The sequence below is a fragment of the Myxococcus sp. CA039A genome, from assembly GCF_013336645.1.
GTDB classification, from domain to species: Bacteria; Myxococcota; Myxococcia; order Myxococcales; family Myxococcaceae; genus Myxococcus; species Myxococcus llanfairpwllgwyngyllgogerychwyrndrobwllllantysiliogogogochensis.
This window is the reverse complement of the sequence record NZ_JABUMQ010000039.1, coordinates 19,810-46,766: the sequence shown is the minus strand read 5'-3', so window position 1 is coordinate 46,766 and position 26,957 is coordinate 19,810. Positions and strand designations below refer to the sequence as shown.

The following is a 26,957-nucleotide window of genomic DNA, read 5'->3' as shown; positions in this document are numbered from 1 at the left end:
CGCAAGGAGGCCGCGCGATGATTGCCCCCCTCTCCTGGAAGACCGTCCTCGCCGCCGTCCTGCTCTCCTCGGGCCCGGCCGCCGCCCAGGGCACCACTCCTCCGAAGCCCGCCACCGCGACCACCGCGGCCCCCCAGGGCGTGACTCTCCCCAAGCCCACCACCGTCACGCTGAAGAACGGCGCGCGCGTGCTGCTGGTGGAGCGCAAGGACCTGCCGCTCGTCGCCTTCAGCGCGTGGCTGCGCGGCGGCGCGCTCGCGGACCCCGCTGGCAAGGAGGGCCTGTCCGCCCTCACCGCGGAGCTGCTCCAGAAGGGCGCGGGCACCCGTGACGCCCGCCAGTTCGCCGAGGCCGTGGACGGCGTCGGCGGTGTGCTGGAGACGCGCGCGGAGCTGGAGAACCTGGTCGTCAGCGGCCAGTTCATGTCCCGCGACAGCGCGCTGATGGTGGAGCTGCTCGCGGACCTGCTCACCCGCCCGCGCTTCGCCCAGGACGAACTGGAGAAGACGCGCGCGCGCATGGCCTCCGAAATCACCGCCGCCAAGGATGGTGACCCGCGCGGCCTCATCAACACCTACTTCGAGGCCTTCCAGTTCACCGGCCACCCCTACGGCACCCCCGTGGACGGCACCGAGGCGTCCCTGCCGGGCCTCTCCCGCGACGACGTGCTCGCCTACGCCAAGAGCCAGCTCGGCGGCGACAGGCTCATCCTCTCCGTCGTCGGTGACTTCGACAGCAAGGCGCTCGCCGCGAAGCTGGAGGCCGCGCTCGGCGGCTGGGCCCGCGCCGCCAGCCCCGCCCCGGAGGTCGCCACCACCACCGTCTCCAAGGGCCGCCGCGTCCTGCTGGTGGACAAGCCCGACGCCACCCAGACGTACTTCTCCATCGGCAACACCGGCATCGCCCGGAACGACCCGGACCGCGTCACCGCGAACCTGGCGGGCACGGTGCTCGGCGGACGCTTCACCTCGCTGCTCAACACCGAGCTGCGCGTGAAGTCCGGCCTGACCTATGGCGCCCGCGCCGGCTTCTCCCCGAGCGCCCACCCCGGCCCGTTTGTCATCAGCTCCTTCACCCAGACGGACAAGACAGACAAGGCCATCGACATGGCCCTGGATGTCTTCACCCGCTACCGCAAGTCCGGCATGGATGACGCCATGCTGGCGTCCGCCAAGTCCTACGTGCTGGGCCAGTTCCCGCCCCGGCTCGAGACGGGCGGCCAGGTGGCCGACAAGCTTTCGGAGCTGGCCTTCTACGGCCTGGATGCCAGCGACGTGGATGGCTTCGCCACCGCCGTGGCCGCCACCACCCGCGAGGGCGTGGGCACCGTCATCCAGCGCGCGCTGCCCGCCCCGGAGAACCTCACCTTCGTCCTCATCGGCAAGGCCTCCGCCATCCGGGAGATGGCTCGCAAGTACGGCCCCGTCACGGAGATGAAGATTTCAGACAAGCGCTTCTCCCCGCCGCCCGCGCCCACCAAGCGCTGAAGCAAGCTCCCACGTCATCCGGGCCCGACACACTTGAGCACCCGTCGGGCCCGGGTGTCACACATGGCGCGCAATGCCTTGCGCCGTGAACACGAATGCCCCTGTTGGGCCTCCCCGATGCCATCGGCTAGGGTTGACTGGCCTTACTTGAATTGGGGGCTTCACGTGAAGATGCTGCGTTTTTCTTTCCTGCTGGGCGCGACGTGTGTCGCGGCGCTGGCGGGGTGTGGAAGTGATTCGTCCGTGCCAGGGGGACTCGGAGAGGGCTTGTCCTCCGTGGACACGGATTCCAATGCCTCGGGTGACGGGACGTGGATGGGGGAGCCCGTCGCCGAGGGTTGTGGGCCGGATGCGGGAGTGCCCGGGGATGGTGGCTCGCCCGACGCCGGCGTGGATGGAGGGCCTTCGAATCAGCGCGCGGTGCTGGTGAAGGACACCACCCGCTTCTACACGTCGGTGGGCGTCGCCGAGCGCGAGGAGGACCTGTCAGCGAATCCTCCCGAGGTGCTCGTGTTCAACGGGTCCACCTTCACGCTGTTCCTGGGCTCGGCGGCGAACGGAGGGTGGCTCTTCACGGGGGTTCCGCCGGGGCCGTTCTACCTGCGCACGGGGGGGACCTACCTGGTGACGTCCTCGCGCTACGTGGACATCGGCCGCAACCGCCTGGGCCGGCCGGATGCCGAGTACGCGGATGTCTCCATCTCGCCCCTCCAGGCCAACCTGCTGGGCCTGGCGCCGTGGAAGCCCTACACGGGCAGCTTCCAGCATGGCTCCAGCCTGCAGCTCACCTCCGGGCAGGTGGACCTGTATGCGTCTCCCTTCTTCTACGAGGGGGTTGCCGACGGAGCCACCTCCATCGTCACCTCCCAGGCCGAGCTGGGCTCGAACCTGGGCCACTTCCCCGTCTTCGAGGCGGACCGAGGGGACCGGCTGTACATCAATCAGCTCAGTGAGTTCAGCGCGGGCTCGCTCCCGGATGGACGTCCGCTGGGGTACTCCGCCGTGGAGCGCGCGGTGCAGGCGGGTGCTTTCGACCACAGGCCCGACGGCATCACCCCGATTCCCGTCACGGGTCTGCTCCAGCCGGTGCGGATGCGGGAGTTCCCCCTCGAGTGGCGCCTGCCGGAGTTCGCCCGGCTCACTTCGGAGGTCCATCCCAACGCGCTGCCCGGACTGCCCCGGTTCGATATCGTGCCTGGCCCGCACGGGCTGGCGGACGGGTGGATTGGTTATACCGGTGAGCTGCTCACGGTGGACCTGCCCCGGGGGGCCGCGTATGACTTCACGGCCCGCCTGAAGTTCGGCAATCCCTATCCGTCGAACTGGGGCCTGGTCGGCGTGGTGTCCTACTCGTTCCGGAATCAGGAGGCGCTGCCGGATGGCTCGGGCAGGCTGGGCAGCATCTCCGGGAGCTACACGGCCTGGGATGAGTTTGACCACCTCATCGCGGGGCCCGTGGTGCCGCGGGTGTCGCCGCCCCGGTCCTTCACCATCGACGGCGTGCCCGCGAGCGCTCCGCGCAAGGTGGGCACCGCCAGCCCCGTGCTTGCCTGGGTTCCGCCGGCGATCGGCACGCCCGCGGCCTACCGGGTGTCCATCTCGCGGCTCGACCTGGAGTCCGGCTTCTCATCGACGTGGAGGGCGTTCTACCTGCCCGGCTCGGCCACCCAGCTCCGGCTGCCTCCGGAAGTCCTGGAGCCCGGCACCACGTACCACGCCACGGTGGCCGCCATCGACAGCCCCCAGCTCGACATCGAGTCGTACCCCTTCAGGACCCTGGAGCGGCTGCCCTACCGCTCCGCCAGCACCGTGAGCTCCTACTTCACCACGCCGTGAAGCGTGCGTGACGGTTGATGGAATGACACCCCGGCCCCGGCGTTCTTCATGACGCCGGGGCCTTCGTGTGTCTGGTGTTTCCGGTGGCGCACGCCCCGCGCGCGCGAAACGCTGGTCGCCTGGAGATGTCTCAGGGGCGTCTCAAGTACTTGCGTGGTGAAGGCGGGTCAGGCGTCCCTGGGAGGCTCCATGGTATCGGGAGGGGAGCACGATTCCTCCTGAGACAGGTGTTTCTTCATGATGATGCCGCGGATGTCTTCCCTGCTGGGCACGACGTGTGTCGTGTGGCTGGCGGGGTGTGGAAGTGGTGCGTCCTCCTCCGAGCGGGAGCCCCAGGCGACAGGCCAGACGCTGCTCGCCGATGACACGGTGCTGGTGACGAGCACCACGCGCTTCTACACCTCGGTGGGCATCGCCGAGCGCGTCGAGGACCTGTCGGCGAGTCCTCCTGAAATCTACACCTATGACGGGGTCCGCTTCTCGCGAAACACCGGCTCCGCGGTGCCGGGCGGGTGGCGATTCACGGGCGTGCCGCGAGGGGAGTACTACCTGCGCGCGGACCGCGACAACATGACCGACATCCTCACGTCCGCGCGTCACGTGGATATCGGCATCAACCGTCTGGGGCGTCCTGATGCCGTCTATACGGACGTCGACTGGCTCCCCCTCCAGCTCGACCTGCGAAACCTGTCGCCCTGGGTGCCGTGGACGGGCGACTACCAGCAGGGCTCCAGCTTTCAGGTGGTCTCCTCGGAGGTGGACATGTTGGGGGAACTGGCCCTCTTCGAGGCTGTCCCCGAGGGGGCGACCTCCCTCGTCACCAATGAAGCGGGGCTGCTCTCCTATCTCTGGACCAACATCCCCGTGTTCCAGGCGGACCGGGGGGACCGGCTGTACGTCAATCAGTTCAGTGAGCTCATCGCGGGCAGGACGTCCGATGGGACACTGGTGGGCTACTCCTCCTTGACGCGCTCCGTGCGACTGGCGCCCTTCGACCTGGTGCCGAGCTGGGAGGAACCCTTGCCCCTGCCCATCTCCACGGAGCTCCAGCCCGTGGATGAAAGGGAGGTCTCTTTCGATTGGCGCCTGTCCGAGTTCGCTCGAATGGCTCCGGAGGCCCACCCGCGCGCGGTCCCCAGGGGGTCCTCGTTCGCGGTCCGGCCCGCTCCCCATGGACCGGCGGATGGGTGGGTTGGCTATGCGGGGGAGTTGCTCTGGATGAACATGCCCCAAGGGACGGCGTCTGACTTCCCGACTCGCCTGCGGTTCGGCAACCCGTACCCTTCGAACTGGGGCGTGGTCAGCAGTGTGTCCACCGTTTATTTCTCTCCGACACAACTGCCGAGCAACCCGGCGCGTTTCATCAATCTGGGGAGTTCCTATACCGCGACCGAGGCGATCGAGGACCTCACCGCCGGCCCGGTGATTCCGAAGGTGTCGCCGCCTCGCTCCTTTCGCATCGACCGGAAGCCGGCCAGCGACCCTCAGCGGGTGAGCTCGCTCAACCCCATGATCTCCTGGGTCCCTCCCGCCGTCGGCAAGCCCACGGCCTATGAGGTCAAGGTCAGGCAGTACCTCCCCGAGTTCGGGGCCATGCTGGACCTGGGGTCCATCTATGTCCCCGGCTCGGTCAGGGACGTGCGACTGCCCCCCGGAAAGTTGGAGCCGGGCGCCGAATGCTACGTGACGGTGACCGCCGTCTACGCGCCCCTGTGGGACGTGGAGCATGCTCCGTTCAGCACGCGGGACACGGTGCCCTACCGCTCCGCCGGCGCCTTCAGTTCCTTCTTCACCGTGCCCTGAGGCGGCGCTGATGGCCCCGGCGTTCGTCGTGACGCCGGGAATGTCACTTGGGGCGGGTGACGTTCCGGGGCGGGGCGGGCGGCTTCGTCAGCGCGCTGTAGCGGCCCTGGCACTTCTGGAAGCGCGCATCCACCGAGCGCGCGAACCACGCCGTGGTGCGCTCTCCCTTCAGCTTGGGGCTCTGGAGCGTCACCTGGGGGAGCTGGGCGTACGCGGGGGATTCCCCTGTCTGGTTCGCGTACACGCGCTTCACCGCGCGGAAGGTCTCCGTGGACTCGAAGTCCTCTTCCTTCTCCTTCTTCACGTCGCGGCGGACCTGCCGCTCGCTCAGCTCCGGAGCGTGGTCGCGACGGAAGGCGAGCAGCGCCGCCAGGGATTTGCTGTCCTCCGAGCGGGGGTCGCCGTTCTTGTCATAGAGTTGCAGGTCTCCGTCCAGCACCAGCGACACCCGGGTGAGTTGGCCCACCTGGGCCTGGAGCGCGGCGTTGCGCGAGGCGTAGACGCCAGCGTTGTAGTCGGCGAAGCGGAAGAGGGGCTGGGGATACGCGGCCTCGTAGCCGATCAGCCGCGCCGTGCCGAAGCGCACTCCACCCGCGCGCGTGTACAGCGACTCGCGCACCTTCACCGGGTCCGCGTCCTCGCCTTCCTTCTCCACGGCGTACCGGACGCTCACCTGCATGGAGCCCGCGGTGGTGACGGGGTTGAGGTCCTCCAGACGCCGCGAGGAGAACAGGGCGCTGGCCAGGTTCATCGTCGCGAACGTCGTGGGGTACTCGGCTTCGTAGTACGCGAGCATGTCCCGGAAGAGTCGGTCGAGGTCTCGTTCCGTGCGCACGGTGCGCAGGCGCTCGTCGAAGGTGCGCTTCTGGCCGGCAGCCTTGCCCGCGAGCACCGAGGCCAACGCCTTGTGGCCCAGCGGGCCCAGCGTGTCCGCGTGCTCCTCCAGTCGCGTGCGGACCATGCGCGGGAGGTTCGGGACCGCGGGGTCCGACTGGAAGCCGGATTCCTGTTCGATGACGGCGAGCACGGAGCAAACGGCCGAGGGCGACGGCGGCACGTCCTCCGCTTCCAGCGCGGCGAGGACGTCTCGTGCCCAACCCTCGCGCTCCTTCACGTGGGGCGGGAGGAGCTGGGTGACCTGCTGGACCGAGAGACGCGGCGGTGGTGGCACGGTGGGCTCGGGCGTGCCCACGCCTCGCGGTGTACACGCGGCGAGTGCGCAGACCAGGGCCCAGGCGACGCGTGCACGTCCGCGCCGCCGCGTTCCGGTTCCACCTGGGCCTGGGTCATCCATCCGCTTTGCCTCCGGGCACGACACGAGGTTCCACCGAGGTTCGACGGTGGAACAGCCGGCGCGGCGACATCGTCCCGCCGCCGTGTTCCTCGACGGCGGGGCAGCGGGGCCATTCAGTCCGTGACTCGGGGCGTCATCCTACCTTGCCCCGAGGTGGCGGAGGGAGTGGGTTTCAGGCGGACTTCGGCTCAGCGGCGGATGCGCACGTCGCGCGCCACGGAGCGCCCACCCATGAGGACGAAGCGCGCTCGCACGGGGGTGCCTGCCTGGAGCTGGCGCAGGGAGACGCGCCGTCCCTGGCGCACGCCCTGGCTGCGCTCATCGAGCGTCAGCACGTAGTCGCTGCCGTCGCTGTCGCGCACGGTGATGGTGTCGCGGCTCACGCGGGTGACTCGGCCGCTCACCGCGCTGGAGGCGATGACGACGTCCTCGAGCGCGCGGTTCGAGGTGTTCTCGGGGAGCGCGGCCTGCGCTGCGCGCGCGGCGCCCTTGAACCAGTCTTCATCGTCGCTCGCCTGGACCGCTTCGGTGCCGATCATCACCCTGCCGGCCCCGGGGGCCTGGGTCGTCGTGCCGGCCGTGGCGGTGGTGCCGGTGCCCGTTGTGTTGCCGGCCGCGGTGGTGCCGGTGCCCGTTGTGTTGCCGGCCGCGGTGGTGCCAGTGCTCCTCGTGGCGTTGCCGTTGCCCGGTGCATTGCCGGTCGACGTGCTGCCCGTGTTTTTCGCGGCGTTGCCGGTGCCCGTCGCATTGCTGGCCGACGTGTTGCCCTTGCTCCTCGTGGCGTTGCTGGTGTTCCGCGCCGCCGCGTTGCCCGTGTTCCCGGTCGCCGCGTTGCCAGTTCCCGGTACGGTGCCGGTGTTCCTCGCCGCGTTGCCTGGAGCTTCAGCGGAGTCCCGCGTGGCGCCAGTCTGGCCCGCGACTCCTCCCGCCATGCTCGGAGGTGGCACCGCCTGCTCCGACTGTCCACTCGCGGACCGCGCGCTCGTCGCGGGGTCCTGTCCTTGCCGCTCGGCACACCCAGACACCCACGCGCAGAGCCCCAACATTCCCACCCACGCCCATCGCCTGCCCATCCAGTCACCTCGCGTTCCCATTCCGCGTTACGTGCCAGGAGACCTGTGCAAGAGGCGTGCTCCTATCGACCAGGGCGTGGGCCTGAGCGCTCGTGAGGGCTCACCGCGAAGTGCCTCGGGCAGCCGAGGGACCTTCAACGCTCGGTCGCCTGCTCGCGAGGTGGGGCGGCTGGGGCGCGACGTCCGCGTCGTTCACGCCGTCATCGTGCGAGCCACGGCCTTCACGTGCGTGCGCACCAGTTCCCGCGCCGCCATCAACTCCGTGGCGTTGGCGGGCGTGTATCCCAGGCACAGCACCACGTCGTCCTCGGGTGACGCCCGCACGCCCAGCTTCATGTAATCGAGCATTCGCGGCACCGGCTCGCCCTCCGTGTCGCGCGTGAAGCGGCCGAAGACCGCCGCGTTCGGGTCTCTTCGGGGCGCGGTCTCCTTCAGCGCGAACAGCCGCCGTGTCGCCGCGAGCACGTCCGGCTTCTCCACCATCCGCTCCGGGCGCGCCGGTCCCGCGAGCTCCCACTCAAGCAGCCGCAGGCAGCCGCGCACGAACTCCACGTCGGTGATGACCAGGCCGTACAGGTACCAGTCCGCGCACGCGGCAAGCACCAGTCGCGCCTGCGCGTCCGTGAGCCAGCCGAAGGAGGGGCAGGTGAAGGTCTCGCACACCGATGAGCGGTAGACGCCGCAGTCGCGCAGGTCCGGGCCCCCCGTCACCTTCGGATGCCCCAGGCACCCCACCTGCTTGCGCTCCTTGTCCAGGAAGCCCAGCAGCGGACACACCCGGACGGCGGCGAACATCGGCGCGGCGCGCCGTGCCTCCACCAGCTCCCGCGCCGCCGCATGCCACGACTCCGGCTCCATCGGCGCTCGACGCAGCCGCTCCGTCTGCATGGCGAGCTGCTCCGTCAGCGCGACGCGCGAGTGGTCCTTGAAGTTGTAGAGGCCACAGCAGGCGCCGCACGAGGCGCCTCCACCGGGCTGACACAGGTGGAAGGAAACCGTCACGAGTCACATCTTACGAACACCAACGATTTATGCAGCGGAATCGTAGCGAGCAGGCGGGCAACCGGCCCCAGGAGGGCAGGCGAGCGGGCGCCTCGGCCTGCCTTGGAGGCTCGCTCCACTCCTTCGAGGGTCGCCCCCCGGGAGAAAGACTCCCGGGACTCGGCGTGGCTTCACCCCTTCACCCGGCGGTGGGCGGTGGGCTCAGAACCACTCGGGGCGCATCCGGGCGTAGGAGTCCTCGCCGGTGCGGCACAGGTGAATCAGCAGGGGAATCCGGGGCAGTTCCACGGCGAACCAGTACTGCGCCGTCGCGAGCTTGCCCTCGTAGAAGTCCGCGTCGCCCTGGCCCCGCGCGAGTCCCTCCTTCGCGGCGGCGGCCTGCTCCAGCCAGCGCCACGCCACCGCCAGCACGCTGAACAGGTCCAGGAAGTCCGCGCTGTGGCGCAGCATCAGCTCCACCTCTCCCGCCGCCCCTCGAGCACCCAACTCCGCGACCAGCTCCGCCACCTCGCCCGTGGTGCGCTCCAGCGCTTCACCCCACGTGGCCTCCACGCCGGCCTTCCGGGCCCGCGCCACGGTGCGGCCCACCGCGTCCGCGAACGTCGCCAGCGCCGCGCCACCACCCGCCACCACCTTGCGACCCAGCAGGTCGAGCCCCTGGATGCCCGTGGTGCCCTCATGGATGCTGTTGAGCTTCTGGTCCCTCAGCCACGCCTCCGGCAGGTACTCACTGGAGTAGCCGTAGCCGCCGTGCACCTGCACCGCGAGCGCGTTGGCCTCGAAGCCGCGCTCCGCGGGGAAGCTCTTCGCCACGGGCGTCAGCAAATCCACCAGCAGCCCCGCGCCGCGCCGCGTGTCCTCGTCCTGGGCATGCGTCGCGAGGTCCGCCTGATACGCCGCCGTCACCAGCAGCGACAGGCCGCCTTCGACAATCGCCTTCTGACGCAACAACATGCGCCGCACGTCCGCGTGCTCGATGATGGGGTGCTGCGGGCGCGTGGCGTCCTTGGCTCCCACGGGGCGGCCCTGGGGCCGCTCGCGCGCATAGGCCACCGCCTCGTGGTACGCGACGGACGCGGTGGCCACGCCGTTGAGGCCGACCATGATGCGCGCCTCGTTCATCATCTGGAACATGCACGCCAGCCCGCGCCCGGGCTGCCCCACCATCCACCCCCGGCAGTCGCCCGACTCACCGTAGTTGAGCACGAGGCTGGGGATGCCCTTCCAGCCAATCTTGTGGATGACGCCAGCCACGCGGACATCGTTGTCCACCAGCGCGTCACCCTCGCGCCGCCGCGCCGGCACCGCGAACAGGGAGATGCCTCGCGTGCCGCTCTCCACGCCCTCCGTGCGCGCCAGCGTGAGGTGCACGATGTTCTCGCTGAAGTCCTGGTCCCCACCGCTGATGAAAATCTTGGAGCCCTGGATGCGCCACGTCCCATCCGCCGCCAGGGTCGCGCGCGTCCTCACGTCCGCCAGGCTGCTGCCCGCCTGCGGCTCGGTGAGGGCCATGGTGCCCGTCCACTCGCCCCGGTACAGCGGCTCCATGAAGGCCGCCTTCACCTCCGCGGTGCCGAAGGCCTCCAAGAGGTGCGCGGCGCCGTGCGTCAGTCCCAGATAGGCATACGCGCTCAGGTTGGCCGCCATCAGATAGGCGCTGGCCAGCGCGTGGACGGTGAGCGGGAGCTGCTGTCCGCCGACTTCCGGAGGCCTTGTAGCGGTGAGCATCCCCAGCTCCACCAGGCGCGGATACAACTCGCGCATCAGCGGATGGACGCGGACTCGGCCGTTCTCGAATGTAGGCGGCTCCGCGTCCAGCGTCCGATACGTGGGGTAGAGCACCTCGCGAGCGAAGCGACGCGCGCTGTCCAGGAGCAGGCCGAAGGTCTCTCGTGAGTGCTCCGCGAAGGCGGGCAGTTCGCACAGGGCGGCGACACGCACCACCTCGTCGAGCTGGAAGTCCACGTCGCGGTCCGACAACAACGGATTGGGGCGGGGCGCGGTCATGCCCCGGTTGTTAGCAGGAGCATTACCAGGAGGCGATGGCCACTTCGAAGTCGAGCGCCTCCTCGTCGTGCTCTTCACCCGCCCCGCCGCCGCGCGTTCGCAGTGCGGAACGTCGCCAGCGCTTTCCCGGTCCGCGCGGTGACTGGTGTCGCTCACCCAGGGCTTCCAGAACGGCGAAGGTCATCGGCTCCACGCCCAGTCCCCTGCTGCCCGAGGGCCGACGCATCCGCCCCAGGATTCGGCGCCTCCGAGGTCCTTCATCCCAGCCCGACGCTGATGTGCTCCACATGACAGGCTCCTGCTCCTCGGAGGCATGCGTTTCCACTTGCACGTCTGGCGGCTGAAGTTGGGTCTGCACCTGGGTCCATGCCAGTGTGGGGAGCGCTCGCCCCTTCGCCGTCAGTAGGGAGGGCAACGGAGAGGCCGAGCGATTGTCTGCTCGTCTGCCATGACTCGCCGACCACTCACCCCGAGGACTCGACCGTCCGTCGTGGCTGCCCGCGCGGCGCGGTGTCGGGCACCGGATACTCCCGTCCATGCGACGCACGCTCATGCTCCTGGCCACGGCGCTGACGCTGGTCGCCGTCTTCCTGCTGCTGCACCTGCTGGGAGGACGCCAGTACGTGGGCGCGCTGTCCGGCACGAGGGAGGGCGGCGCGCTGGGGTTCGTCCTGGGCCTGCTCTACGCGCTGGCGTGGTTCGGCGCGGTGCTGTTGGCCCCCATCCTGTTGCTGGCGGGACTGGCGGGAGCCTCGCTCCAGAGAGCTCCCCCCACGCGACGCGGTTGAAAGTCCGCGCGAGGCCCGCGCGTTCTCGCGCATCATCGGGCGCATGAACCGCCCCGCGCTCGGAGCCGTCCTCGTGTCCGTTCTCTGCGTCCTCACTGGCTGTGCCGGCACCGCGCCGAACGTCCGGCACGTTCCCGAGGTGGACGCGCTCTTCGCGGACTACAACGGCCCGGAGCGGCCCGGGGCCAGCCTCGTCGTGCTGCGGGAGGGGAAGGTCGTGCTCAGCCGCGCCTATGGCCTGGCGGACGTGGGCACCCGGACGAAGGCCACGCCGGAGAGTCATTACCGGCTGGCCTCGCTCACCAAGCAGTTCACCGCGATGGCCATCCTGCTGTTGGTGGACGAGGGCAAGCTCCGGCTGGAGGACCGCGTGGTGGACGTGCTCCCCGGGTTCCCCTCGTACCTGGGCGAGGTCCGCATCCACCACCTGCTCCAGCACACCTCCGGCATCTGGGACTACGAGGCGTTCGTCCCGGCCACGCAGACCGAACAGGTGAAGGACCGCGACGTGCTCCAACTGCTTTCGCGCGCGGACCGCACGTACTTCCCGCCGGGGAGCGCGGTGCGCTACAGCAACTCCGCCTACGCGGTGCTCGCCCTCGTCGTGGAGCAGGTGAGCGGCACGTCCTTCGCCGGCTTCCTGCGCGCACGAATCTTCACCCCCAGCGGCATGGCCTCCGCCGTCGCCCACCAGGAGGGTGTCTCCACGGTGTCCCAGCGGGCCTACGGCCATGCGAGCCGCGAGGAGGGTTTCGTCCCCAGGGACCAGAGCAACACCAGCGCCGTGCTGGGGGATGGCGGTGTCTATGCGTCCGGGGTGGACCTGGCCGCGTGGGATGTCGCGTTGGATTCACACGCGCTGGTGGACGCGAAGACGCAGTCGCTCGCGTGGACGCCGGTGAAGCTCCCGGATGGCGCCTCCGGGCGTTATGGCTTTGGCTGGTTCGTCGACGAGGACCAGGGCCGCACGCGCCTGTCACATCACGGTGAGACGTGTGGCTTCACCAACGCCATCGTGAAGTATCCGGACCAGCGTCTCACCGTCATCGTCCTGACGAACCGCGCGGGCGGTGCGCCGTGGACGCTCGCGCAGCAGGTCGCCGACCTGTGGCTGGGCACGGCCGCGACGCCGCGCCCCTGGCCTTTCGAGAGCATGGCCAACGCGCACTGAAACAGCGCGACAAACCTCAGTGGCTCAGCCGCTCCGTCAACCAGACGCGCGCGTAGGCCCAGTCTCGTTTCATCGTGGCCTGCGACACACCCAGCGCCGTCGCCGTCTCGGGGAGGCTCAGGCCCGCGAAGTAGCGCAGCTCCACCAGCCGGGCGAGCCGGGGCTGGAAGGTCTCCAGCTCCGACAAGGCCCCCTCCAACTGGAGGACCTCCAGGTCAGGGCCCGGGGCTTCCAGGTCCAGGTGGCGGATGCTCAGCCACTCCCGCCGCGCGTCGCGACGCTGATGGAGTGAGGCGCGGGCCCGGTCCACCAGCACCCGCCGCAGCGCCTGGACGGCGACCCCGAAGAAGTGGCGACGGTCCTCGGGTTGGAGCGCATCCGTCCCGAACAAGCGCGTCCAGGCATCCTGAATCAGCACGGTGGGCTGTAGGGGATTGTGGGGAGCCATCTCGGGTTGGACGGCGCGGGCCATCCGCCGCAGCTCCCGATAGGTGGCCGCCGTCAGCGCGTCCCTCGCGCCCAGGTCTCCCTCTCGTGCTCCCTCCAACAAGATCGCCAGCTCCGTCGTGCTCATGGTGTCCCCCGCGGCTCCAACCGCGCCGCCCCACGGAAGCTCTCTCCGCGTCCCTCCTTAACGACGGATTCGCGGGAAATCCTTGAGTGGCCGGAAAGTACCCCTCACGCGGAAACCATCAGGCAAGGCCCGGAGATCGGGGTGGACGCCCGGAGCACGGCGCCGGGAGGTCGCGAGCGCTCGGCGGCCGTCCGCGCTTCGATACATCCCGAGTTGATACATCGACACGGACGCGGGCGGGCTTGTCACCGGGCTCAACGCAGCTCGTCGTTTGATGACAGGTCGCTGTTCCATGAACACAGTGGAGTTCTGCTCCAGATGTCGAGCCTGTCGACATGTCACAAGGTATCGCGCGAGGAGTAGACGGGCGGGGCGAGGAGGACCCGTTTACATTCGTGTCCAAGAAGCCCGAGCATCGTGTTCATCCATGCTTTTGCTCCGCGGTTCGTGTCACGTGTCGACAGCTTGTCGTGTCTCGGGTTTTTCAACGTGTCCCCCTGTGCAGGGTGGTTTCGCGGGGAGGGCCGTCTCGGGGTTGGCGAGGCTGGGGTGGATGGTGCTCATGCTGCTCGTGCTCGCGCCCTCGGCGCGGGCGGAAGGCCCGGGCGCGCGGAGCGTGGAGCTGGAGAGCGGGTGGCGGTATCGCTGGGGTGACTCGCCGGTGGGGCCGGATGGCGTGCCCACGTGGGCGCATGAGGCGGACGCGGAGGACTGGCGGCCCATGGTCGCGTTGCGTGAGCCTCCAGGGAAGGGGTCGAACACCTTCCTGTGGCTGAGCCTCCCCGTGCCGCACGGGACGTGGCCGGAGCCCGCGCTCTTCCTGGGCACGGTGGCGAATGCGTTCGAAGTGTACGCCGGGGGCCGCCGCGTCTACGCGAGTGGGACGCTGAATCCGTCGGGCCATGAGTCGATGGAGAACATGGCGTGGAATCTGGTGACGCTGCCTCCCTCGGTGCCAGGCACGCGGGTGCTGCTGCGCATCCAGAGCACCGGGCAGACCATCGGCGCGAGCCGGGAGGCGCGGGTGGGCTCGCGGCACGAGCTGGCCGCGCGGGTGACGCGTGACGGGCTGGCGCCCTTCGTCATGGGCACGCTGCTGCTCGTCGTCGCGGCGGTCTCCGCGGGGGCGGCCCTGCTGCGGCGCCAGAGACGGATGTTGGTGGCGCTCACGGTCTTCGCCGGAGGTTCGGGGCTGATGTTGCTGGGCTCCAGCGGGCTGCTGGTGTCCCTCTGGGACGCGAAGCTCTTGAGCAGCCAGCTCACGCTGCTGGGCGCCTACCTCCTCCTGCCGGGACTGGGGTGGTTCATCTCCGACAGCATCCTGGAGGGCCAACTGCGCTGGTTCCGCTGGGGCGCGACGGTGCTCTCCGTGCCCGCCGCCCTCCAGAGCCTGATGTTGTTCGTGGACCTGGGGACCGTGTATCGGCAACTGCACCTCTTCACGTTCTACTCGCTGCCGTGCCTGTTCCTGTGCGTCATCGTCGCGGCCCGCGCCGCGTGGCGGGGGAGCATCGACGCGCGCATCTTCGTCGTGGGCCTGGGCGTGCTCACCTTCGTGCTGCTGCTCAGCACGCTGCCTTTGCTCGGGTTCACGGAGGTGACGGGCACCTACCACCACTGGGGCTTCATGGCGCTCACGGTGTCCCTGGTGGGCATCGTCGCGCGGCGCTCGACGATGGTGGTGCGCTCATTGGCGTCACACACGCGCCAGTTGGAGGCGCGGAGCAAGGACGTGCGGGAGCTGGCCACGGGCATGGGCCGCGGCGCCGGGGAGCTGGCGACGGTGGTGCAGCAGCTGCGCACGTCGAGCGAGGAGCAGACGGTGGGCATTGGCCGTCAGGCGACGGCGCTCAAGGAGTTGGAGCAGACGGTGCAGGAAATCCGTCAGGGCTCGCTGGTGACGGCGGACAAGACGCGCCTGCTGGCCAGCTCCATCGTCGTCGCGGAAGAGGCGGGTCGCGACGGCGGCGCGGCCATCGACCGGACGTTGAGCAACCTGGAGGCCATCCGGGTGGAGGTGTCGGAGATGGCCCGGCGCATCCTCGCGCTGGATGCGCGCACGCGGGAGATTTCCGGCATCGTCGACACGGTGAAGGGGCTCGCGGACCAGTCCAACATGCTGGCCGTCAACGCGGCGATTGAAGCCGCGCGCAGCGGTGAGCACGGCCGGGGGTTCGCCGTGGTGTCGCGCGAGGTGCGCAGCCTCGCGGACCAGTCCATCCTCGCCACGCAGCGCATCCGCGAGGTGCTGGAGGGGGTGAACACCAGCATGCGCGAGGCCGCGAAGATGAGCGAGCAGGGCGAGCAGCGGGTGAAGGTGAGCCTGGACGCGGTGCGCGTCTCCGGCTCGCAGCTGCAGAAGCTGGCGGGCATCATCGGCGACACCAGCAGCAGCGTGCGGCAGATTTCCATGGCCGTGTCCCAGCAGGACGCGGGCACGTCCCAGATAGCCATGGCCATCCAGGACCTGTCCGGACAGATGCAGCAGACGCTGCGGGTCGTGGAGGAGACGCAGCGGGTGTCGCGCTCGGTGCAGACGCTGGCGGAGAGCATGTCCGGCGCGGCCGGCAAGGCGCTCCAGTCGGGCACGCTGGGCGCCTGAGTGCCCGTGACGACGCGTGGCCACGTGCAGGTGCGTGCCGCCATGGTCGAAGCGCGTTCCCGGCGCGGCGACGAGGGCCAGCGTGGAGTGGGTGTTCACACACGCGGCCAGGGTGATGCCAGGCCGCGTGGTGAACGGGTGCTCCTTCTCCATGCCCACGCCCGGTGGGCCGAGCGAGGACAGGCCATGTCCCAGCTCAGTTCAGCGAGTGGGCTGGCCCGGACAGACGCCGCTCCAGTACCCGACATACGGCGTCGAGGTGTCACCCCACGTGACGACGGTGCCTCGGCACTTGCAGATGATTCCGCCCACCTGCTCGAAATGGGAGGCGTCGCTGTAGAAGTTGTACTCCCACAGCAGCGTGCCGTTGCACGCGTCGAGCGCACCCACCTGGCTGACGTTGGGGGCCTGCTCCGAGTCTTCCTCGCCCGTGACGCCGCACCCCGAGAGGACTCCGAACGCCAGCATGGCTCCGATGAGGTGACGCGACTTCATGTCGAACTCCGTGGGTGGAAGGTCTGATGCCACTGCGTGGCGATAGTAATCGAAGTCAGGGGTCGATGGGGGCGGGGCAGAGGGGGATGACGGAGTCGCACGCGAAGCGCTGGGTGCAGTAGCCGCCCGCCTGCGTGGGCCAGGCGTAGGCCGTCCCGTAGGCGGAGCCCGGGGGACACTCCAGGGTGTGCTCACTGACATGGCACCATTCAGCGGGGTCGCACTCCCAGGGGCCGGAGAGCGACTGGCGGACCGCGGCCTCGGCCTCGGGGACTTGCGATTCAGCGCCTCCTCCACAGCCAGTCAGCAGCAAGGCCACCACGAAGGCACCGCTCCACGTGTGACGATTCATTGAACGCTCCCGGGGATGAGGGAGTGCGACTTCACTTCCAGTGGCGGCTGGCGCCAAGGAGAATCGAGGGGTCGGCGGTCCTGGCCGGGCGCGTCACCACCCGTTGGAGCCACCCCTGTCGCCAGCGCGCGCGTCCCGGCGCGTGTCCCCGAGGAGGCCTGCTCGCTGGGGCATTTGCGTGATTGCCTCGCGAGTGTGGTCGAATCTCCCAAGAAACAGCGCCTCGGGACTCCTAGGGTGGCTCATGGGAGGCCCGGGTAGAGGGAGTGGTTCGCATGCGGCGCATTCGTGTCATCGACAGTCATACCGGGGGTGAGCCCACGCGCGTGGTGACGGACGGAGGCCCGGAGCTGGGAGCGGGCGATCTGGCGAGCCTGCGCGAGCGCTTCCGCGAGAAGTTCGACGCCTTTCGCAAGGCCATTGTCTGCGAGCCTCGTGGGTCCGACGTCATGGTGGGCGCGCTGCTGTGTCCGCCCGTCAGCGCGGCGAGCGTCGCGGGCATCATCTTCTTCAACAACGTTGGCTATCTCGGGATGTGTGGCCACGGGACCATCGGCGTGGTGAAGACGCTGGAGTACCTGGGGCGCATCGGTCCTGGTGTCCACTCGCTGGAGACCCCTGTCGGCGTGGTGAAGGCCACGCTGCATCCGGACGGGCGCGTCAGCATCGCCAATGTGCCGAGCTACCGGTGGGCGCACGACGTAGCCGTGTCCGTGCCGGGGCATGGCGAGGTGCGCGGCGACATCGCCTGGGGTGGCAACTGGTTCTTCCTCTCCCGCGCCACGCACCTGCCGCTGGAGCTGTCACGGACGCCCGCGCTCCTGGCGTACACCTCCGCCATCAAGCAGGCGCTCGCGGACCAGGGCATCACCGGGGAGGGCGGCGCGGAAATCGACCACGTCGAGCTGTATGCCCCGTCTCCGACGCCGGGGGTGGATGCTCGCAACTTCGTGCTCTGTCCGGGGCTGGCCTATGACCGGTCTCCGTGCGGCACCGGGACGAGCGCGAAGGTCGCGTGCCTGGCCGCCGAGGGTGTGCTCGCGGAAGGCGCGACGTGGGTGCAGGAGAGCATCATCGGCAGTCGCTTCGAGGCGCGTTACGTCCGTGACGGTGCGCGCATCCTGCCCACCATCACCGGCACCGCGTCCGTCAACGCGGAGGCCACGTTGCTGGTGGACCCGACGGACCCGTTCGCCTGGGGCATTGGATGAGCGCCTTCGACTGCGTCATCGTCGGCGGTGGCATCGTCGGCGCGGCGCTCGCGGATGTGCTCAGCGCCGACGGTGTGTCGGTGGCGCTCGTGGAGGCGCGGTCCATCGGCGCGGGGACGACGGCGTGTGGCATGGGCCACCTGGTGGCCATGGATGACAACGCGGCGGAGCTCGCGCTGACGTCGTGGTCCGTGTCACTGTGGCGAGAGCTCGCCGATGGACTGCCTCGCACGGTGGAGTACGACGCGTGTGGCACCCTCTGGCTCGCCGCCGATGATGAGGAGATGGCCGCTGTCTCCGCGAAGGTGGCGAACTACCGCGCCGCGGGTGTCCGTGTCGAAGTGCTCGACAGCGCGGCGCTCTATGAGGCCGAGCCCGCGCTTGCTCCGGGACTCGTGGGGGCGCTGCGTGTCGTGGATGATGCCGTGCTGTATCCGCCGCTCGCCGCGCGGACCTTCGCGCTGCGTGCCCAGGCCCGTGGCGCGCGGCTGATGACGGGGTGTCCGGTTCGGGAGCTGCGCCCGGGAAGTGTCGTGCTCTCCAACGGTGACGTGCTGACGGCACGGCACATCGTGCTCGCGGCGGGAGTGGCCAGTCCCGCGCTCTGCCCTGGGCTGCCCATCTCTCCGCGCAAGGGACACCTGCTCATCACCCGGCGCGGGGCTCCCGTGGTGCATCACCAGTTGGTGGAGCTGGGTTACCTCAAGAGCGCGCACGGCACGGACGGCGCTTCCGTGGCGTTCAATGCCCAGCCACGTGTCACGGGGCAGCTCTTGCTGGGCTCGTCGCGACAGCCGGGCGATGCGACGCGCGAGGTGGACGCGGCGCTCCTGGAGCGCATGCTGAAGCGCGCGGCCATGTTCCTGCCGGGGCTCGATGGCTTGCAGGCGCTGCGCGTCTGGACGGGGCTGCGTCCGGCGACCCCCGATGGGCTGCCGTTGCTGGGGCCGCATCCGGAGAAGCCGTGGCTCTGGCTGGCGTGTGGCCATGAGGGGCTCGGTATCACCACGGCCACGGGCAGCGCGCGACTGGTGGCGGACCAACTGCTCGGGCGCACCAGCGCCATTGATGCGCGTCCGTATTCACCCGCGCGCTTCCTGACGGCGTCTTCTCGGGAGACTGCTCATGCGTGAGACAGCGTCGAAGGCCGTCACGCTCGTCACCCTGCGCATCAACGGGCGCGCTGTCACGGTGCCGGTGGGGACGTCTGTCGCGGCTGCGCTGGCGATGACGGACAGCTTCGTCAGCCGCGCGGACTTGAGCGGGCGCCCTCGTGGGCCCCTCTGTGGAATGGGCGTCTGCTTCGAGTGCCGAGCCACCATCGATGGCGTGCCCGAGGTCCTCATGTGCCTGACGCCGTGCCGTGAGGACCAGGAGGTGGTGACCGATGCGTGAGGCCTGTGACCTCTTGGCTGGTGCCGGTCTCGGAAGGTTCGCCGCGGCTTGCCGCTCGGATGAGGTGCGCACCCATGCGTGAGGCGTGTGACCTCTTGGCTGGTGCCGGTCTCGGAAGGTTCGCCGCGGCTTGCCGCGCGGGTGAGGTGCGCACTCATGCGTGAGGCCTGTGACCTCGTGGTCGTCGGCGCAGGACCGGGCGGACTCGCCGCCGCTTGCCGTGCGGCCGAAGCTGGGCTGGATGTCCTTGTCCTCGACGCCCAGCCAGAGCCCGGTGGTCAGGTCTGGCGAGGCGAGGCCCGAAAGGGCACGAATCGTCTCGCGCGTCGGTGGCTCTCCCGCTTCTCCGCGTCGGGCGCTCGTTTTCGTCCAGGCGCCCGCGTCGTCGCCGCCCCCGAGCCGGGCGTGCTCCTGGTCGAAGAGGGTTCCTCCTCGTTCGCGGTGCGCTACGGCCGCGCGGTGCTCGCCACCGGCGCTCGCGAGCGCTTCCTCCCGTTCCCCGGTTGGACACTGCCGGGCGTGCTGGGCGTCAGCGGCCTCCAGGTGCTCGTGAAGGATGGCCTCCCCATGCGCGGCAAGCGCGTGGTGCTCGCCGGCACGGGCCCGCTGTTGCTCGCCGCCGCCGCGACGATTCACGCCCACGGTGGCGAGGTCCTCTACATCGCCGAGCAGGCCTCCGCCGCGAGCCACTGGAGCTTCGCCCTCCAGCTCTGGCGACACCCGGCCAAGCTGCTCCAAGGCGCCCTGATGTCCGCGACGCTCATCAGCGTGCCCACGTCCACGGACGCCTGGGTCATCGCCGCTGAAGGCGAGGACCGGTTGGTGTCGGTCCGCCTGTCCGTACGCGGTCGCGAGGAGCAACTCCAGTGTGACTACCTGGGCGCGGCCTATGGGCTCGTGCCCAATCTGGAAGTGGCCCGGCTCCTGGGCTGTGAGACCTCGGCGGGAGCGGTGGTCGTGAACGAGCGCATGGAGACACGCGTCCCCAAGGTCCACGCCGTGGGCGAACTGCTCGGCATCGGCGGCGTGGACCAGGCGCTCGTCACCGGAGAGCTGGCCGGACTCGCCGCCGCCGAGCAACCCATTCCCATCGAGCTGGAGCGCACCTGGCATCGCGTCCGCGCGTTCGCCGCCCGGCTCGCGCTGCATGACGCGCCCCGCGCGGAGCTGCGACGACTGGCCACGCCCGACACGCTGCTGTGCCGCTGCGAGGACGTGCCCATGTCCGCGCTGGAGGGCTGTCAGAACCTGCGCGAGGCCCGGCTGTACGCCCGGCTGGGTATGGGCGCCTGTCAGGGCCGCACCTGCGGAACGGCGGCGCAAACCCTCTTCGGCTGGTCGGGCGAGGACGTGCGCCCACCGTGCCTCCCGGCGCGCATCGGCAGCCTGCGCCTTCCCTCGGAAGTTTCCTCTACCCACACGAGAGAGTCATGAGCCTCTGGACTGGTGTCCTCCCCGCCATTACCACCCCCTTCAACACGGACCTGTCCGTCGACCACGGCACGGTGCGCTCACACGTGCGCTGGCTGGTGTCGCAGGGCTGCACCGGCATCATCCCCTGCGGCTCACTGGGCGAGGGCGCGACGCTGAGCCTGGAAGAGAAGGCCGCGGTGATGCGCACGTGCGTGGACGCGGTGAAGGCGCCCGTCATCCCGGGCATCGCCGCGCTGTCCACCGCGGAGGCCGTGCGCCTGGCTCGCGCCGCGGAGGAGGCGGGCTGCGCCGGGCTGATGGTGTTGCCCCCGTATGTCTATTCCAGCGACTGGCGCGAGATGAAGGCCCACATGTCCGCTGTCCTGCGCGCCACGAAGCTGCCGTGCCTGCTCTACAACAACCCCGTCGCCTACAAGACGGACTTCACCCCCGCCCACCTCGCGGAGCTGGCCGCCGAGCATGACAATGCGGTCGCCGTGAAGGAGTCCTCCACCGATGCCCGTCGCGTCACCGCCATTCGCGCCCTCCTGGGAGACCGGCTGGCCTTGGGCGTGGGCGTGGACGACTGCCTCGTCGAGGGCGTGGACGCGGGCGCGCGCTTCTGGGTGGCGGGATTGGTCAATGCGTTCCCTGCCGAGTCCGTGCGACTGCTCGAGCTGTCCCTCGCCGGAAAGAAGCAGGCCGCGTTCGAGCTGTACCGCTGGTTCCTGCCGCTCCTGCGCCTGGACACCGTCACCAAGTTCGTCCAGCTCATCAAACTGGTACAGCAGGAAGTGGGCTGGGGCCACGAGCGGGTGCGTGGGCCTCGGCTGGAGCTGGCGGGTGCCGAGCGCGAGGAGTGCCTGCGCGTGTTGCGCGAGGCCCTGGCGAACCGGCCCGCGCTGTAGTGGCCGTTGCGCGGTGCGAAGTGTCCTGTATCGAAGCTGGAGGGGCGATGGGCCCCTCCCGGAGTGAGGTCGCTGCATGAGCTGGATGGGACTGTCCTTGATTGGCGCCGAACGCGGCGAGCCCGGTGGGCCGACATTCACCGGCTGGAATCCCGCGGAGGGCGTGGCGCTCGAGCCTCGCTTCCACGGTGCGCGGCCCCAGGAGGTGGAGCGGGCCTGCGTGCTCGCGGAGCAGGCCGCCCCCACGCTCGCGGCGCTGTCCTCGCGTCAGCGCGCCGTGTTCCTGGAGCACATCGCCGAGGCGCTCCTCGCGGCGGAGGCGGACTTCCTCGCCGTGACGCCGAAGGAGACCGGCCTTCCCCCCGCGCGCATCCAGGGGGAGCTGGGCCGCGCGGCCGGACAGTTCCGTCAGTTCGCTCGGCTGCTGGAGGAAGGCAGTTGGGTGGATGCACGCATCGACCGGGCCCTGCCCGAGCGCCGTCCCCTGCCGCGTGCGGACCTGCGCTCCCTGCTGCGCCCCGTGGGGCCCGTGGCCGTGTTCGGCGCGAGCAACTTCCCGCTCGCGTTCTCCGTCGCCGGAGGTGACACCGCGTCCGCGCTGGCCGCCGGCTGTCCCGTCGTCGCCAAGGCCCATCCCGCGCACCCCGCGACGTCGGAGCGCGCGGGCCTGGCCATCCGCGCGGCCGTGGCGGCGTGTGGGCTGCACGAAGGCGTGTTCTCGCTGCTGTTCGATGCGGGCACGGAGGTGGGCGCCTCGCTCGTGCGTCACCCCGCCATCCGCGCCGTCGGCTTCACGGGCTCTCGTGGCGGAGGTCGCGCGCTGATGGCGCTGGCCGCCGCCCGGCCCGTTCCCATTCCCGTCTTCGCGGAGATGGGCTCCATCAACCCCATCTTCCTCCTGCCAGAGGCGCTGGCCGCCCGTCCCCAGGCGATGGCGGACGCGCTGGCCGCGTCCATCCTCCAGGGCGCGGGCCAGTTCTGCACCTCGCCCGGATTGCTCGTGGCGGTGGAGGGCCCGGGGTACGAGGCCTTCCGCGCGCGGCTCGCGGAGAAGCTGGGGGCCGCGGCGGCCGCGCCCATGTTGTCGCCCGCCATCGCCGAACGCTTTCGAGAGGGCGTGAGCCGTCTCGCCGCTCGCACGGACACGCGGACCTGTGCGCGGGGGGAGTCGAAGGCCGCGCTGGGCGCCGCCGCGCTGTTCGAGGCGGAGGCTCGCGTGGTGCTCGCCGAGAGCGCGCTCACCGAAGAGGTGTTCGGAAGCTGCGCGGTGCTGACCGTGGCGCGTGACGCGGCGGAGCTGGTGCGCGTGGCCTCGCGACTGGAAGGCCAGCTCACCGCGACGGTGATGATGGATGCGGGAGACACGGCGCTGGCCTCCGAGCTGCTCCCCACGTTGTCGGACCGCGTGGGGCGAGTGCTGATGAACGGTGTCCCCACGGGCGTGGAGGTCTGCCCGGCCATGGTGCATGGCGGTCCCTTTCCGGCCAGCTCGGATGGCCGCTTCACCGCCGTGGGAACGGGCGCCATCCGCCGCTTCGTGCGGCCGGTGTGCTTCCAGGATGTGCCGGACGCGCTGCTCCCTCCGGAGCTGCGCGAGGCGAACCCCCTGGGCCTGTGGCGAACGGTGGAGGGTGTACTGCGGCGGGAGTGACTCCCGGGTGCCCCGTCTTCACCCGGGAGTCACTCCCGGGCTTCACGGCGTCGCGTCGAAGCGGGCCTCCAGCTTCACGCCCGCGAACGCCGCGCGGGCTCTCACCATGGCGTAGTAGTAGACGCCGGTCTGCGGCGAGGGGATGTCCACCACCTCGTTGTTGCCGGCCAGATACGGGCGGTAGTCATACGCCGTCGTCGACGGCCACTGGTTGGCGCGGATGTAGAGGTCCGCGTTGCCCGTGCCGCCGCTCATCTGGAAGCGCAGGTTGCGCGCGCCGGCGGGCACCCAGAGGTAGAAGTACTGGATGTTGTTGCCGGCCAGCGGGCCCCGGTAGCAGCCGTTGTCCAGCATCCGCGTGTCCGCGCCCGTGCACGCCGTGCCGGTGCCAGGACCGGGGCCCGGGTCCGGATTCGCGCAGGTGCTCGGGTCGGTCGCGGTGGAGACGCAGTCGATCCACTGGTGGAACTCAGCGTCGTACGCCGAGCCCAGGCCATCCAGCGACGTGCGATACCCGGTGTAGTTCCCCGCGCGGAACTGGCCGACGAAGGTGTCCACCTGCGTCGAGTGGCGCTCGAACATGAAGCGCACCGCGAGGTAGCCCCAGTAGTACACGCGCTCGGTGCCACTGTTGTAGTCGTTGCGCAGAACCTGGCTGAGCTGGAAGCTCTTGCTGGTGCCAATCTCCACCGCGTCCGCGTTGTCGTCCTTCTTGGAGACGTACTCACCCAGGCCCTCAATCCACCAGATGGTGGGCTGGCTGATGCTGTCGCCGAAGTCGCCCTTCATGTCGAAGCGGCCGTCCAGGTAGTGGACGTACTCGTGGCGCAGGTTCCAGATTTCGAACGCGGGCCGAACCCACTCCGCCTCGTAGGCGATGAAGCGGGCCTGATTGCCGGACGCCGCCGGGTCTCCCTCCAGGTACATGCCACCGTTGTTGGTGTCGATGCCGAACAGCGCGCCGGCATACGTCTGGTAGTCCAGGCTGCTGTCGAAGATGACCATCTCCAGCGACGTGTTGTTGTCACTGGCGACGGGCAGGCGGCCCGTCTTCAGCTTGTCGTGGAAGTAGGTCTCCTGCGTGGCGAGCAGGCCACAGCTCTGCGTGAGCTGCGTGGCCGTCATCTCCTGGGCGCGCATGCGCAGCGTGGCGCCGCAGTTGTGCGTCACGCGCAGCACCGCCTGCTCCAGCGTCCTGCGGAAGTCGCAGATGCCGTAGTACGCGCAGTTGGTGCCGTCGTAGTAGTCGGCCATCTCCGCCGCGCCCACCCAGACGCCCGCGGTGGGGCCCGTCATCGAGTGGTTGGTGATGAGCGCCTTCACCTTGGGGCGCGTCTTCGTCTGCACCGTCCCCGGGTACTGGAGGAAGCGGGACAGCTCGCGGGCCGCGTTGACGGTGAGGTACTGGTTGTCGGTGCCCAGCAGGTGCTCGGTGCGCAGGCCGAAGGAGTCCAGCGAGTCGATGATGGACGTGTCCTGCTGCACGGCCGCCACGAAGTCGTCGTTGTAGTGGCCGCGGAACAGGCCGACGAAGACGTTGTTGGTGGCGCTGCGCATGTACCAGGAGGCCAGGGCGGTGTTGTTGAAGCGGTCCAGCAGGCCCTTGAAGGTGCCCAGGTGCCGCGCGTTCTCGCTCGAGCTGTCGATGAGCGTGACGAACTCACTGAGCACCGCGCCGTGGTCGTCGTTGACGTCCCGGAAGTGGCTGTTGGCCACGAAGGCGGCCAGGGCCGGGCGGATGGCGTTGGCCAGCGCCGTGCCGTAGCTGCCCACGACGTCTGGGGCGTAGTACTGCACGTAGTACCCCGCGCGCAGGAACATGATGAGCTGGAGCGTCTGGCCGCTGTTGTTCCCCACATAGGCCTGCGCGCTGGGGGTGAGCGCGTTGGCGATGGTGACCATCTTGCTCTCGATGAACACCTGCCGGGCGAGCGTGCCCGAGACGCTGAACAGCGTGTTGATGCAGTCCGTCGGGGAGCCCTTCACCAGCGTGACGAGCGCCGTGCCGGAAGCGGACCCGAAGGCCGCCGCGTCACACGCCAGCAGGGAGCGCTTCGGCGCGGGCGGGGTGAGCGCCTGACGCAGCTGTTCTGGGGAGACATCCGGCTGCCGTTCGTCGGGCTGGATGCGTTGGTGCGCATGCTCCAGTCCATGGACGCGCTGAGCAGGCTCGGCCGGGGGAGGACCTCCTGGGCGGGCGTCCGCTCCGGGTGCGAACAGGGTGAGACAACAGATGGCGAGGACGATGTGACAGCGACACCAATCCGTGATTGGACTGCGCATGGCTTCGTGCTCCTCGAGTGGGGGGCTTGCCGCACGGTGTCGTCCCTTCCGAGTGACACCGACGTGGGTTTCACGCGGTGTTCAAGGTATTCCTGAGCACGTGTGACGTTCTTGTGTCTTTCCCTTGTGGGGACGAATGGAAACCACCAAAACGCGTGAAACCTTGGAACACTGGCGGATGGGCTTCATGGGGCGGGTGGCGAATCCGCTGTTCGCGGAGGAGCTGTTCGACCGGGTGCCGGACATCGTCTTCTCGGTGAAGGACATCCGGGGGCGCTACGTGTGCATCAGCGAGGCGTGCGCGGAGCGCTGTGGCCTGAAGAGCAAGGCGGCGGCGGTGGGGCGCACGGCGCACGAGCTGTTCCCGCAGCACATGGCGGACCGGTACGTGCGACAGGACGAGAAGGTGTTCCGGACGGGGCGCGCGCTCGTGGACAACCTGGACCTGACGTTGTTCAACAGCCGCGAGCCGGGCTGGTGTCTGACGAGCAAGGTGCCGCTGTTCGACGCCACGGGCGAGGTGATGGGGCTGGCGTGTCTGTCCAAGGACGTGCACGAGCCGGGGCGCGCGGGGCTGGTGGACGAGCGCTTCGCGGGGACCATCGACTACATCCAGGCGAACTATGGGGAGCGGCTGCGCATCGACTCGCTGGCGCGGCGGGCGGGGATGTCCGCGGCGCAGTTCGAGCGGCGGATGCGGCGCATCTTCCAGCTGTCGGCGGGGCAGTTCATCATGAAGACTCGCATCGACGCGGCGGCGGAGCGACTGGTGGAGGATGCGCAGCCCATCGCCGCCATCGCGCTGGCGGTGGGCTTCTGTGACCAGAGCGCGCTGTCGCGCCAGTTCAAACAGGTGACGGGGTTGAGCCCGCGACAGTACCGGCAGCTCGTCGTCGCCACGTCCGTGTCGGGAGCGCCCCGGGGCAAGCGGGCCCGCTGAAGGGAGGGGGCCTTCCCCAAACCCTCGCGGATGTGGTGCGCTGGCGGGCACCGATGAAAGCGACCGCGTTCCCCGTGTCCACCGTCGCATTCCATGTCGTGGCGCTGGCGTTCTTCGGCGGCTGCGCGGCGTGGCTCGTCCAGGAGTCGCAGGCGCTCGGCGGGCGTCGGGGGATGATGGCCCTGGCGGTGGCCGTGGCCTCGGGAGGACAGGTGTTGCTGTCGCTCGTGGCGCTGGTGTCGCTGCTGCGGGCGCGGGCGGTCGTCGCGCTGGGCTCGCGGGCTCGGATGGGGACCTATCTCCAGATTCTCGCGGGGATGGGGCTGCTGGCGCTGCTCGGCGTGCACCTGGTGTATTCGGAGGCGCGGCCGGCGCTGGGGAGCTTCTGTCTGGGGTTGGCGGTGTGGCTGGGCGCCATCGGCCTGCACCTGGTGCCGGGGTTGTTCCTCGCGGGTGACGGCTTCATCGACCCCTTGGGGCGGCGCACGCGCTTCTCGGAGCTGGAGTGGTTCTCCTTCCAGAAGGGCGACGGCGAGCCGCCCCGGGTGTTGCTCCAGGCGGGACGCGGAGCGTCGCTGCGCCTGGAGGCGCGGCTCGCGCACGACGCGGTGGATGACGTGCGAGGACGGCTGCTGAAGGTGGGGCTGTCTCCGCGCGCGCCCGGGCGCTGAG

23 protein-coding genes are annotated in these 26,957 nt (G+C 69.7%); 14 read left to right on the top strand and 9 right to left on the bottom strand.

Annotation, left to right across the window (positions count from 1 at the left end; all coding sequences use genetic code 11):
• Positions 1-17: 17 nt before the first annotated feature.
• From HR086_RS09295 to HR086_RS09285, 3 genes are all read left to right on the top strand, one after another.
• On the top strand, positions 18-1,487 hold the full coding sequence (locus HR086_RS09295; RefSeq protein ID WP_174465396.1) for a pitrilysin family protein: 1,470 nt from the start codon (positions 18-20) through the stop codon (positions 1,485-1,487).
• Between the two features lie 171 nt (positions 1,488-1,658).
• Entirely contained in the window at positions 1,659-3,323 is a 1,665-nt protein-coding gene (locus HR086_RS09290) for a fibronectin type III domain-containing protein (protein WP_254623670.1), read from the top strand.
• Positions 3,324-3,575: 252 nt separating this feature from the next.
• Complete coding sequence (locus HR086_RS09285; protein ID WP_174465395.1) at positions 3,576-5,126, top strand: hypothetical protein; 1,551 nt, start codon at positions 3,576-3,578, stop codon at positions 5,124-5,126.
• 43 nt (positions 5,127-5,169) lie between these two features.
• On the opposite strand, the gene HR086_RS09280 is transcribed toward HR086_RS09285, so the two are convergent.
• From HR086_RS09280 to HR086_RS09260, 5 genes are all read right to left on the bottom strand, one after another.
• Positions 5,170-6,420 (bottom strand): DUF1615 family protein, encoded by a 1,251-nt coding sequence (locus HR086_RS09280; protein WP_174465394.1) that lies wholly within the window; start codon positions 6,418-6,420, stop codon positions 5,170-5,172.
• A gap of 188 nt (positions 6,421-6,608) precedes the next feature.
• Positions 6,609-7,493 (bottom strand): hypothetical protein, encoded by an 885-nt coding sequence (locus HR086_RS09275; RefSeq protein WP_254626263.1) that lies wholly within the window; start codon positions 7,491-7,493, stop codon positions 6,609-6,611.
• 192 nt (positions 7,494-7,685) lie between these two features.
• Positions 7,686-8,495, bottom strand: coding sequence for a hypothetical protein (locus HR086_RS09270; RefSeq protein ID WP_174457371.1), 810 nt, complete (start codon positions 8,493-8,495; stop codon positions 7,686-7,688).
• Positions 8,496-8,696: 201 nt separating this feature from the next.
• Positions 8,697-10,502: an acyl-CoA dehydrogenase gene (locus tag HR086_RS09265; protein WP_174457370.1), complete on the bottom strand. Its 1,806-nt coding sequence runs from the start codon at positions 10,500-10,502 to the stop codon at positions 8,697-8,699.
• Positions 10,503-10,524: 22 nt separating this feature from the next.
• Positions 10,525-10,791: a hypothetical protein gene (locus HR086_RS09260; RefSeq protein ID WP_174465393.1), complete on the bottom strand. Its 267-nt coding sequence runs from the start codon at positions 10,789-10,791 to the stop codon at positions 10,525-10,527.
• A 247-nt stretch (positions 10,792-11,038) separates the two neighbouring features.
• Here HR086_RS09260 and HR086_RS09255 point away from each other — a divergent pair, with 247 nt between their 5' ends.
• Entirely contained in the window at positions 11,039-11,290 is a 252-nt protein-coding gene (locus HR086_RS09255) for a hypothetical protein (RefSeq protein ID WP_174457368.1), read from the top strand.
• 73 nt (positions 11,291-11,363) lie between these two features.
• A complete protein-coding gene (locus HR086_RS09250; protein ID WP_373564281.1) occupies positions 11,364-12,461 on the top strand; it encodes a serine hydrolase domain-containing protein in 1,098 nt (365 codons plus the stop codon).
• 16 nt (positions 12,462-12,477) lie between these two features.
• Here HR086_RS09250 and HR086_RS09245 read toward each other — a convergent pair whose 3' ends face one another.
• The gene (locus HR086_RS09245) at positions 12,478-13,035 is read right to left on the bottom strand and encodes an ECF-type sigma factor (protein ID WP_174457366.1); all 558 of its coding nucleotides are present in this window, start codon (positions 13,033-13,035) and stop codon (positions 12,478-12,480) included.
• Between the two features lie 553 nt (positions 13,036-13,588).
• On the opposite strand from HR086_RS09245, the gene HR086_RS09240 reads away from it, so the two are divergent.
• Positions 13,589-15,637, top strand: a complete 2,049-nt coding sequence (locus tag HR086_RS09240) for a methyl-accepting chemotaxis protein (protein ID WP_174459897.1) — start codon at positions 13,589-13,591, stop codon at positions 15,635-15,637.
• Between the two features lie 201 nt (positions 15,638-15,838).
• On the opposite strand, the gene HR086_RS09235 is transcribed toward HR086_RS09240, so the two are convergent.
• Positions 15,839-16,132 carry a hypothetical protein gene (locus HR086_RS09235; RefSeq protein ID WP_174457364.1) on the bottom strand — a complete coding sequence of 98 codons (294 nt, stop codon included), beginning with the start codon at positions 16,130-16,132 and terminating at the stop codon, positions 15,839-15,841.
• Between the two features lie 55 nt (positions 16,133-16,187).
• Entirely contained in the window at positions 16,188-16,484 is a 297-nt protein-coding gene (locus HR086_RS09230) for a hypothetical protein (RefSeq protein WP_174465391.1), read from the bottom strand.
• A gap of 275 nt (positions 16,485-16,759) precedes the next feature.
• Between HR086_RS09230 and HR086_RS09225 the strand changes: the two genes are divergently transcribed.
• The 6 genes from HR086_RS09225 to HR086_RS09200 all read left to right on the top strand — a co-directional run bounded on the left by HR086_RS09225 (position 16,760) and on the right by HR086_RS09200 (position 23,062).
• Positions 16,760-17,695, top strand: coding sequence for a proline racemase family protein (locus tag HR086_RS09225; RefSeq protein ID WP_174457362.1), 936 nt, complete (start codon positions 16,760-16,762; stop codon positions 17,693-17,695).
• Positions 17,692-18,828: an FAD-binding oxidoreductase gene (locus tag HR086_RS09220; RefSeq protein WP_174465390.1), complete on the top strand. Its 1,137-nt coding sequence runs from the start codon at positions 17,692-17,694 to the stop codon at positions 18,826-18,828. Before HR086_RS09225 ends, HR086_RS09220 begins: the two co-directional genes overlap by 4 nt.
• The gene (locus HR086_RS09215; RefSeq protein WP_141643005.1) at positions 18,821-19,090 is read left to right on the top strand and encodes a (2Fe-2S)-binding protein; all 270 of its coding nucleotides are present in this window, start codon (positions 18,821-18,823) and stop codon (positions 19,088-19,090) included. Before HR086_RS09220 ends, HR086_RS09215 begins: the two co-directional genes overlap by 8 nt.
• A 156-nt stretch (positions 19,091-19,246) precedes the next feature.
• Positions 19,247-20,524, top strand: coding sequence for an FAD/NAD(P)-binding oxidoreductase (locus HR086_RS09210; RefSeq protein ID WP_174465389.1), 1,278 nt, complete (start codon positions 19,247-19,249; stop codon positions 20,522-20,524).
• Positions 20,521-21,411 carry a dihydrodipicolinate synthase family protein gene (locus HR086_RS09205; RefSeq protein ID WP_174457358.1) on the top strand — a complete coding sequence of 297 codons (891 nt, stop codon included), beginning with the start codon at positions 20,521-20,523 and terminating at the stop codon, positions 21,409-21,411. Before HR086_RS09210 ends, HR086_RS09205 begins: the two co-directional genes overlap by 4 nt.
• A 76-nt stretch (positions 21,412-21,487) precedes the next feature.
• Positions 21,488-23,062 (top strand): aldehyde dehydrogenase (NADP(+)), encoded by a 1,575-nt coding sequence (locus tag HR086_RS09200; protein ID WP_174465388.1) that lies wholly within the window; start codon positions 21,488-21,490, stop codon positions 23,060-23,062.
• A gap of 42 nt (positions 23,063-23,104) precedes the next feature.
• Here HR086_RS09200 and HR086_RS09195 read toward each other — a convergent pair whose 3' ends face one another.
• Complete coding sequence (locus tag HR086_RS09195; RefSeq protein ID WP_174465387.1) at positions 23,105-25,345, bottom strand: M9 family metallopeptidase; 2,241 nt, start codon at positions 25,343-25,345, stop codon at positions 23,105-23,107.
• Positions 25,346-25,523: 178 nt separating this feature from the next.
• Here HR086_RS09195 and HR086_RS09190 point away from each other — a divergent pair, with 178 nt between their 5' ends.
• Together HR086_RS09190 and HR086_RS09185 are read left to right on the top strand one after the other, a co-directional pair.
• Positions 25,524-26,285, top strand: a complete 762-nt coding sequence (locus HR086_RS09190) for an AraC family transcriptional regulator (RefSeq protein ID WP_254625313.1) — start codon at positions 25,524-25,526, stop codon at positions 26,283-26,285.
• 53 nt (positions 26,286-26,338) lie between these two features.
• Positions 26,339-26,956 carry a hypothetical protein gene (locus HR086_RS09185; RefSeq protein ID WP_174465386.1) on the top strand — a complete coding sequence of 206 codons (618 nt, stop codon included), beginning with the start codon at positions 26,339-26,341 and terminating at the stop codon, positions 26,954-26,956.
• The last annotated feature ends 1 nt before the right edge of the window (position 26,957 follow it).

Coding starts and splice junctions, on each gene's coding strand:
- HR086_RS09185 (WP_174465386.1), top strand. CDS start 26,339: ATGAAAGCGACCGCGTTCCCCGTGTCCACCGTCGCATTCCATGTCGTG.
- HR086_RS09275 (WP_254626263.1), bottom strand. CDS start 7,493: ATGGGCAGGCGATGGGCGTGGGTGGGAATGTTGGGGCTCTGCGCGTGG.
- HR086_RS09290 (WP_254623670.1), top strand. CDS start 1,659: ATGCTGCGTTTTTCTTTCCTGCTGGGCGCGACGTGTGTCGCGGCGCTG.
- HR086_RS09260 (WP_174465393.1), bottom strand. CDS start 10,791: ATGTGGAGCACATCAGCGTCGGGCTGGGATGAAGGACCTCGGAGGCGC.
- HR086_RS09225 (WP_174457362.1), top strand. CDS start 16,760: ATGCGGCGCATTCGTGTCATCGACAGTCATACCGGGGGTGAGCCCACG.
- HR086_RS09295 (WP_174465396.1), top strand. CDS start 18: ATGATTGCCCCCCTCTCCTGGAAGACCGTCCTCGCCGCCGTCCTGCTC.
- HR086_RS09210 (WP_174465389.1), top strand. CDS start 19,247: ATGCGTGAGGCCTGTGACCTCGTGGTCGTCGGCGCAGGACCGGGCGGA.
- HR086_RS09195 (WP_174465387.1), bottom strand. CDS start 25,345: ATGCGCAGTCCAATCACGGATTGGTGTCGCTGTCACATCGTCCTCGCC.
- HR086_RS09265 (WP_174457370.1), bottom strand. CDS start 10,502: ATGACCGCGCCCCGCCCCAATCCGTTGTTGTCGGACCGCGACGTGGAC.
- HR086_RS09230 (WP_174465391.1), bottom strand. CDS start 16,484: ATGAATCGTCACACGTGGAGCGGTGCCTTCGTGGTGGCCTTGCTGCTG.
- HR086_RS09280 (WP_174465394.1), bottom strand. CDS start 6,420: ATGGATGACCCAGGCCCAGGTGGAACCGGAACGCGGCGGCGCGGACGT.
- HR086_RS09245 (WP_174457366.1), bottom strand. CDS start 13,035: ATGAGCACGACGGAGCTGGCGATCTTGTTGGAGGGAGCACGAGAGGGA.
- HR086_RS09205 (WP_174457358.1), top strand. CDS start 20,521: ATGAGCCTCTGGACTGGTGTCCTCCCCGCCATTACCACCCCCTTCAAC.
- HR086_RS09285 (WP_174465395.1), top strand. CDS start 3,576: ATGTCTTCCCTGCTGGGCACGACGTGTGTCGTGTGGCTGGCGGGGTGT.
- HR086_RS09215 (WP_141643005.1), top strand. CDS start 18,821: ATGCGTGAGACAGCGTCGAAGGCCGTCACGCTCGTCACCCTGCGCATC.
- HR086_RS09220 (WP_174465390.1), top strand. CDS start 17,692: ATGAGCGCCTTCGACTGCGTCATCGTCGGCGGTGGCATCGTCGGCGCG.
- HR086_RS09240 (WP_174459897.1), top strand. CDS start 13,589: ATGGTGCTCATGCTGCTCGTGCTCGCGCCCTCGGCGCGGGCGGAAGGC.
- HR086_RS09190 (WP_254625313.1), top strand. CDS start 25,524: ATGGGCTTCATGGGGCGGGTGGCGAATCCGCTGTTCGCGGAGGAGCTG.
- HR086_RS09200 (WP_174465388.1), top strand. CDS start 21,488: ATGAGCTGGATGGGACTGTCCTTGATTGGCGCCGAACGCGGCGAGCCC.
- HR086_RS09235 (WP_174457364.1), bottom strand. CDS start 16,132: ATGAAGTCGCGTCACCTCATCGGAGCCATGCTGGCGTTCGGAGTCCTC.
- HR086_RS09255 (WP_174457368.1), top strand. CDS start 11,039: ATGCGACGCACGCTCATGCTCCTGGCCACGGCGCTGACGCTGGTCGCC.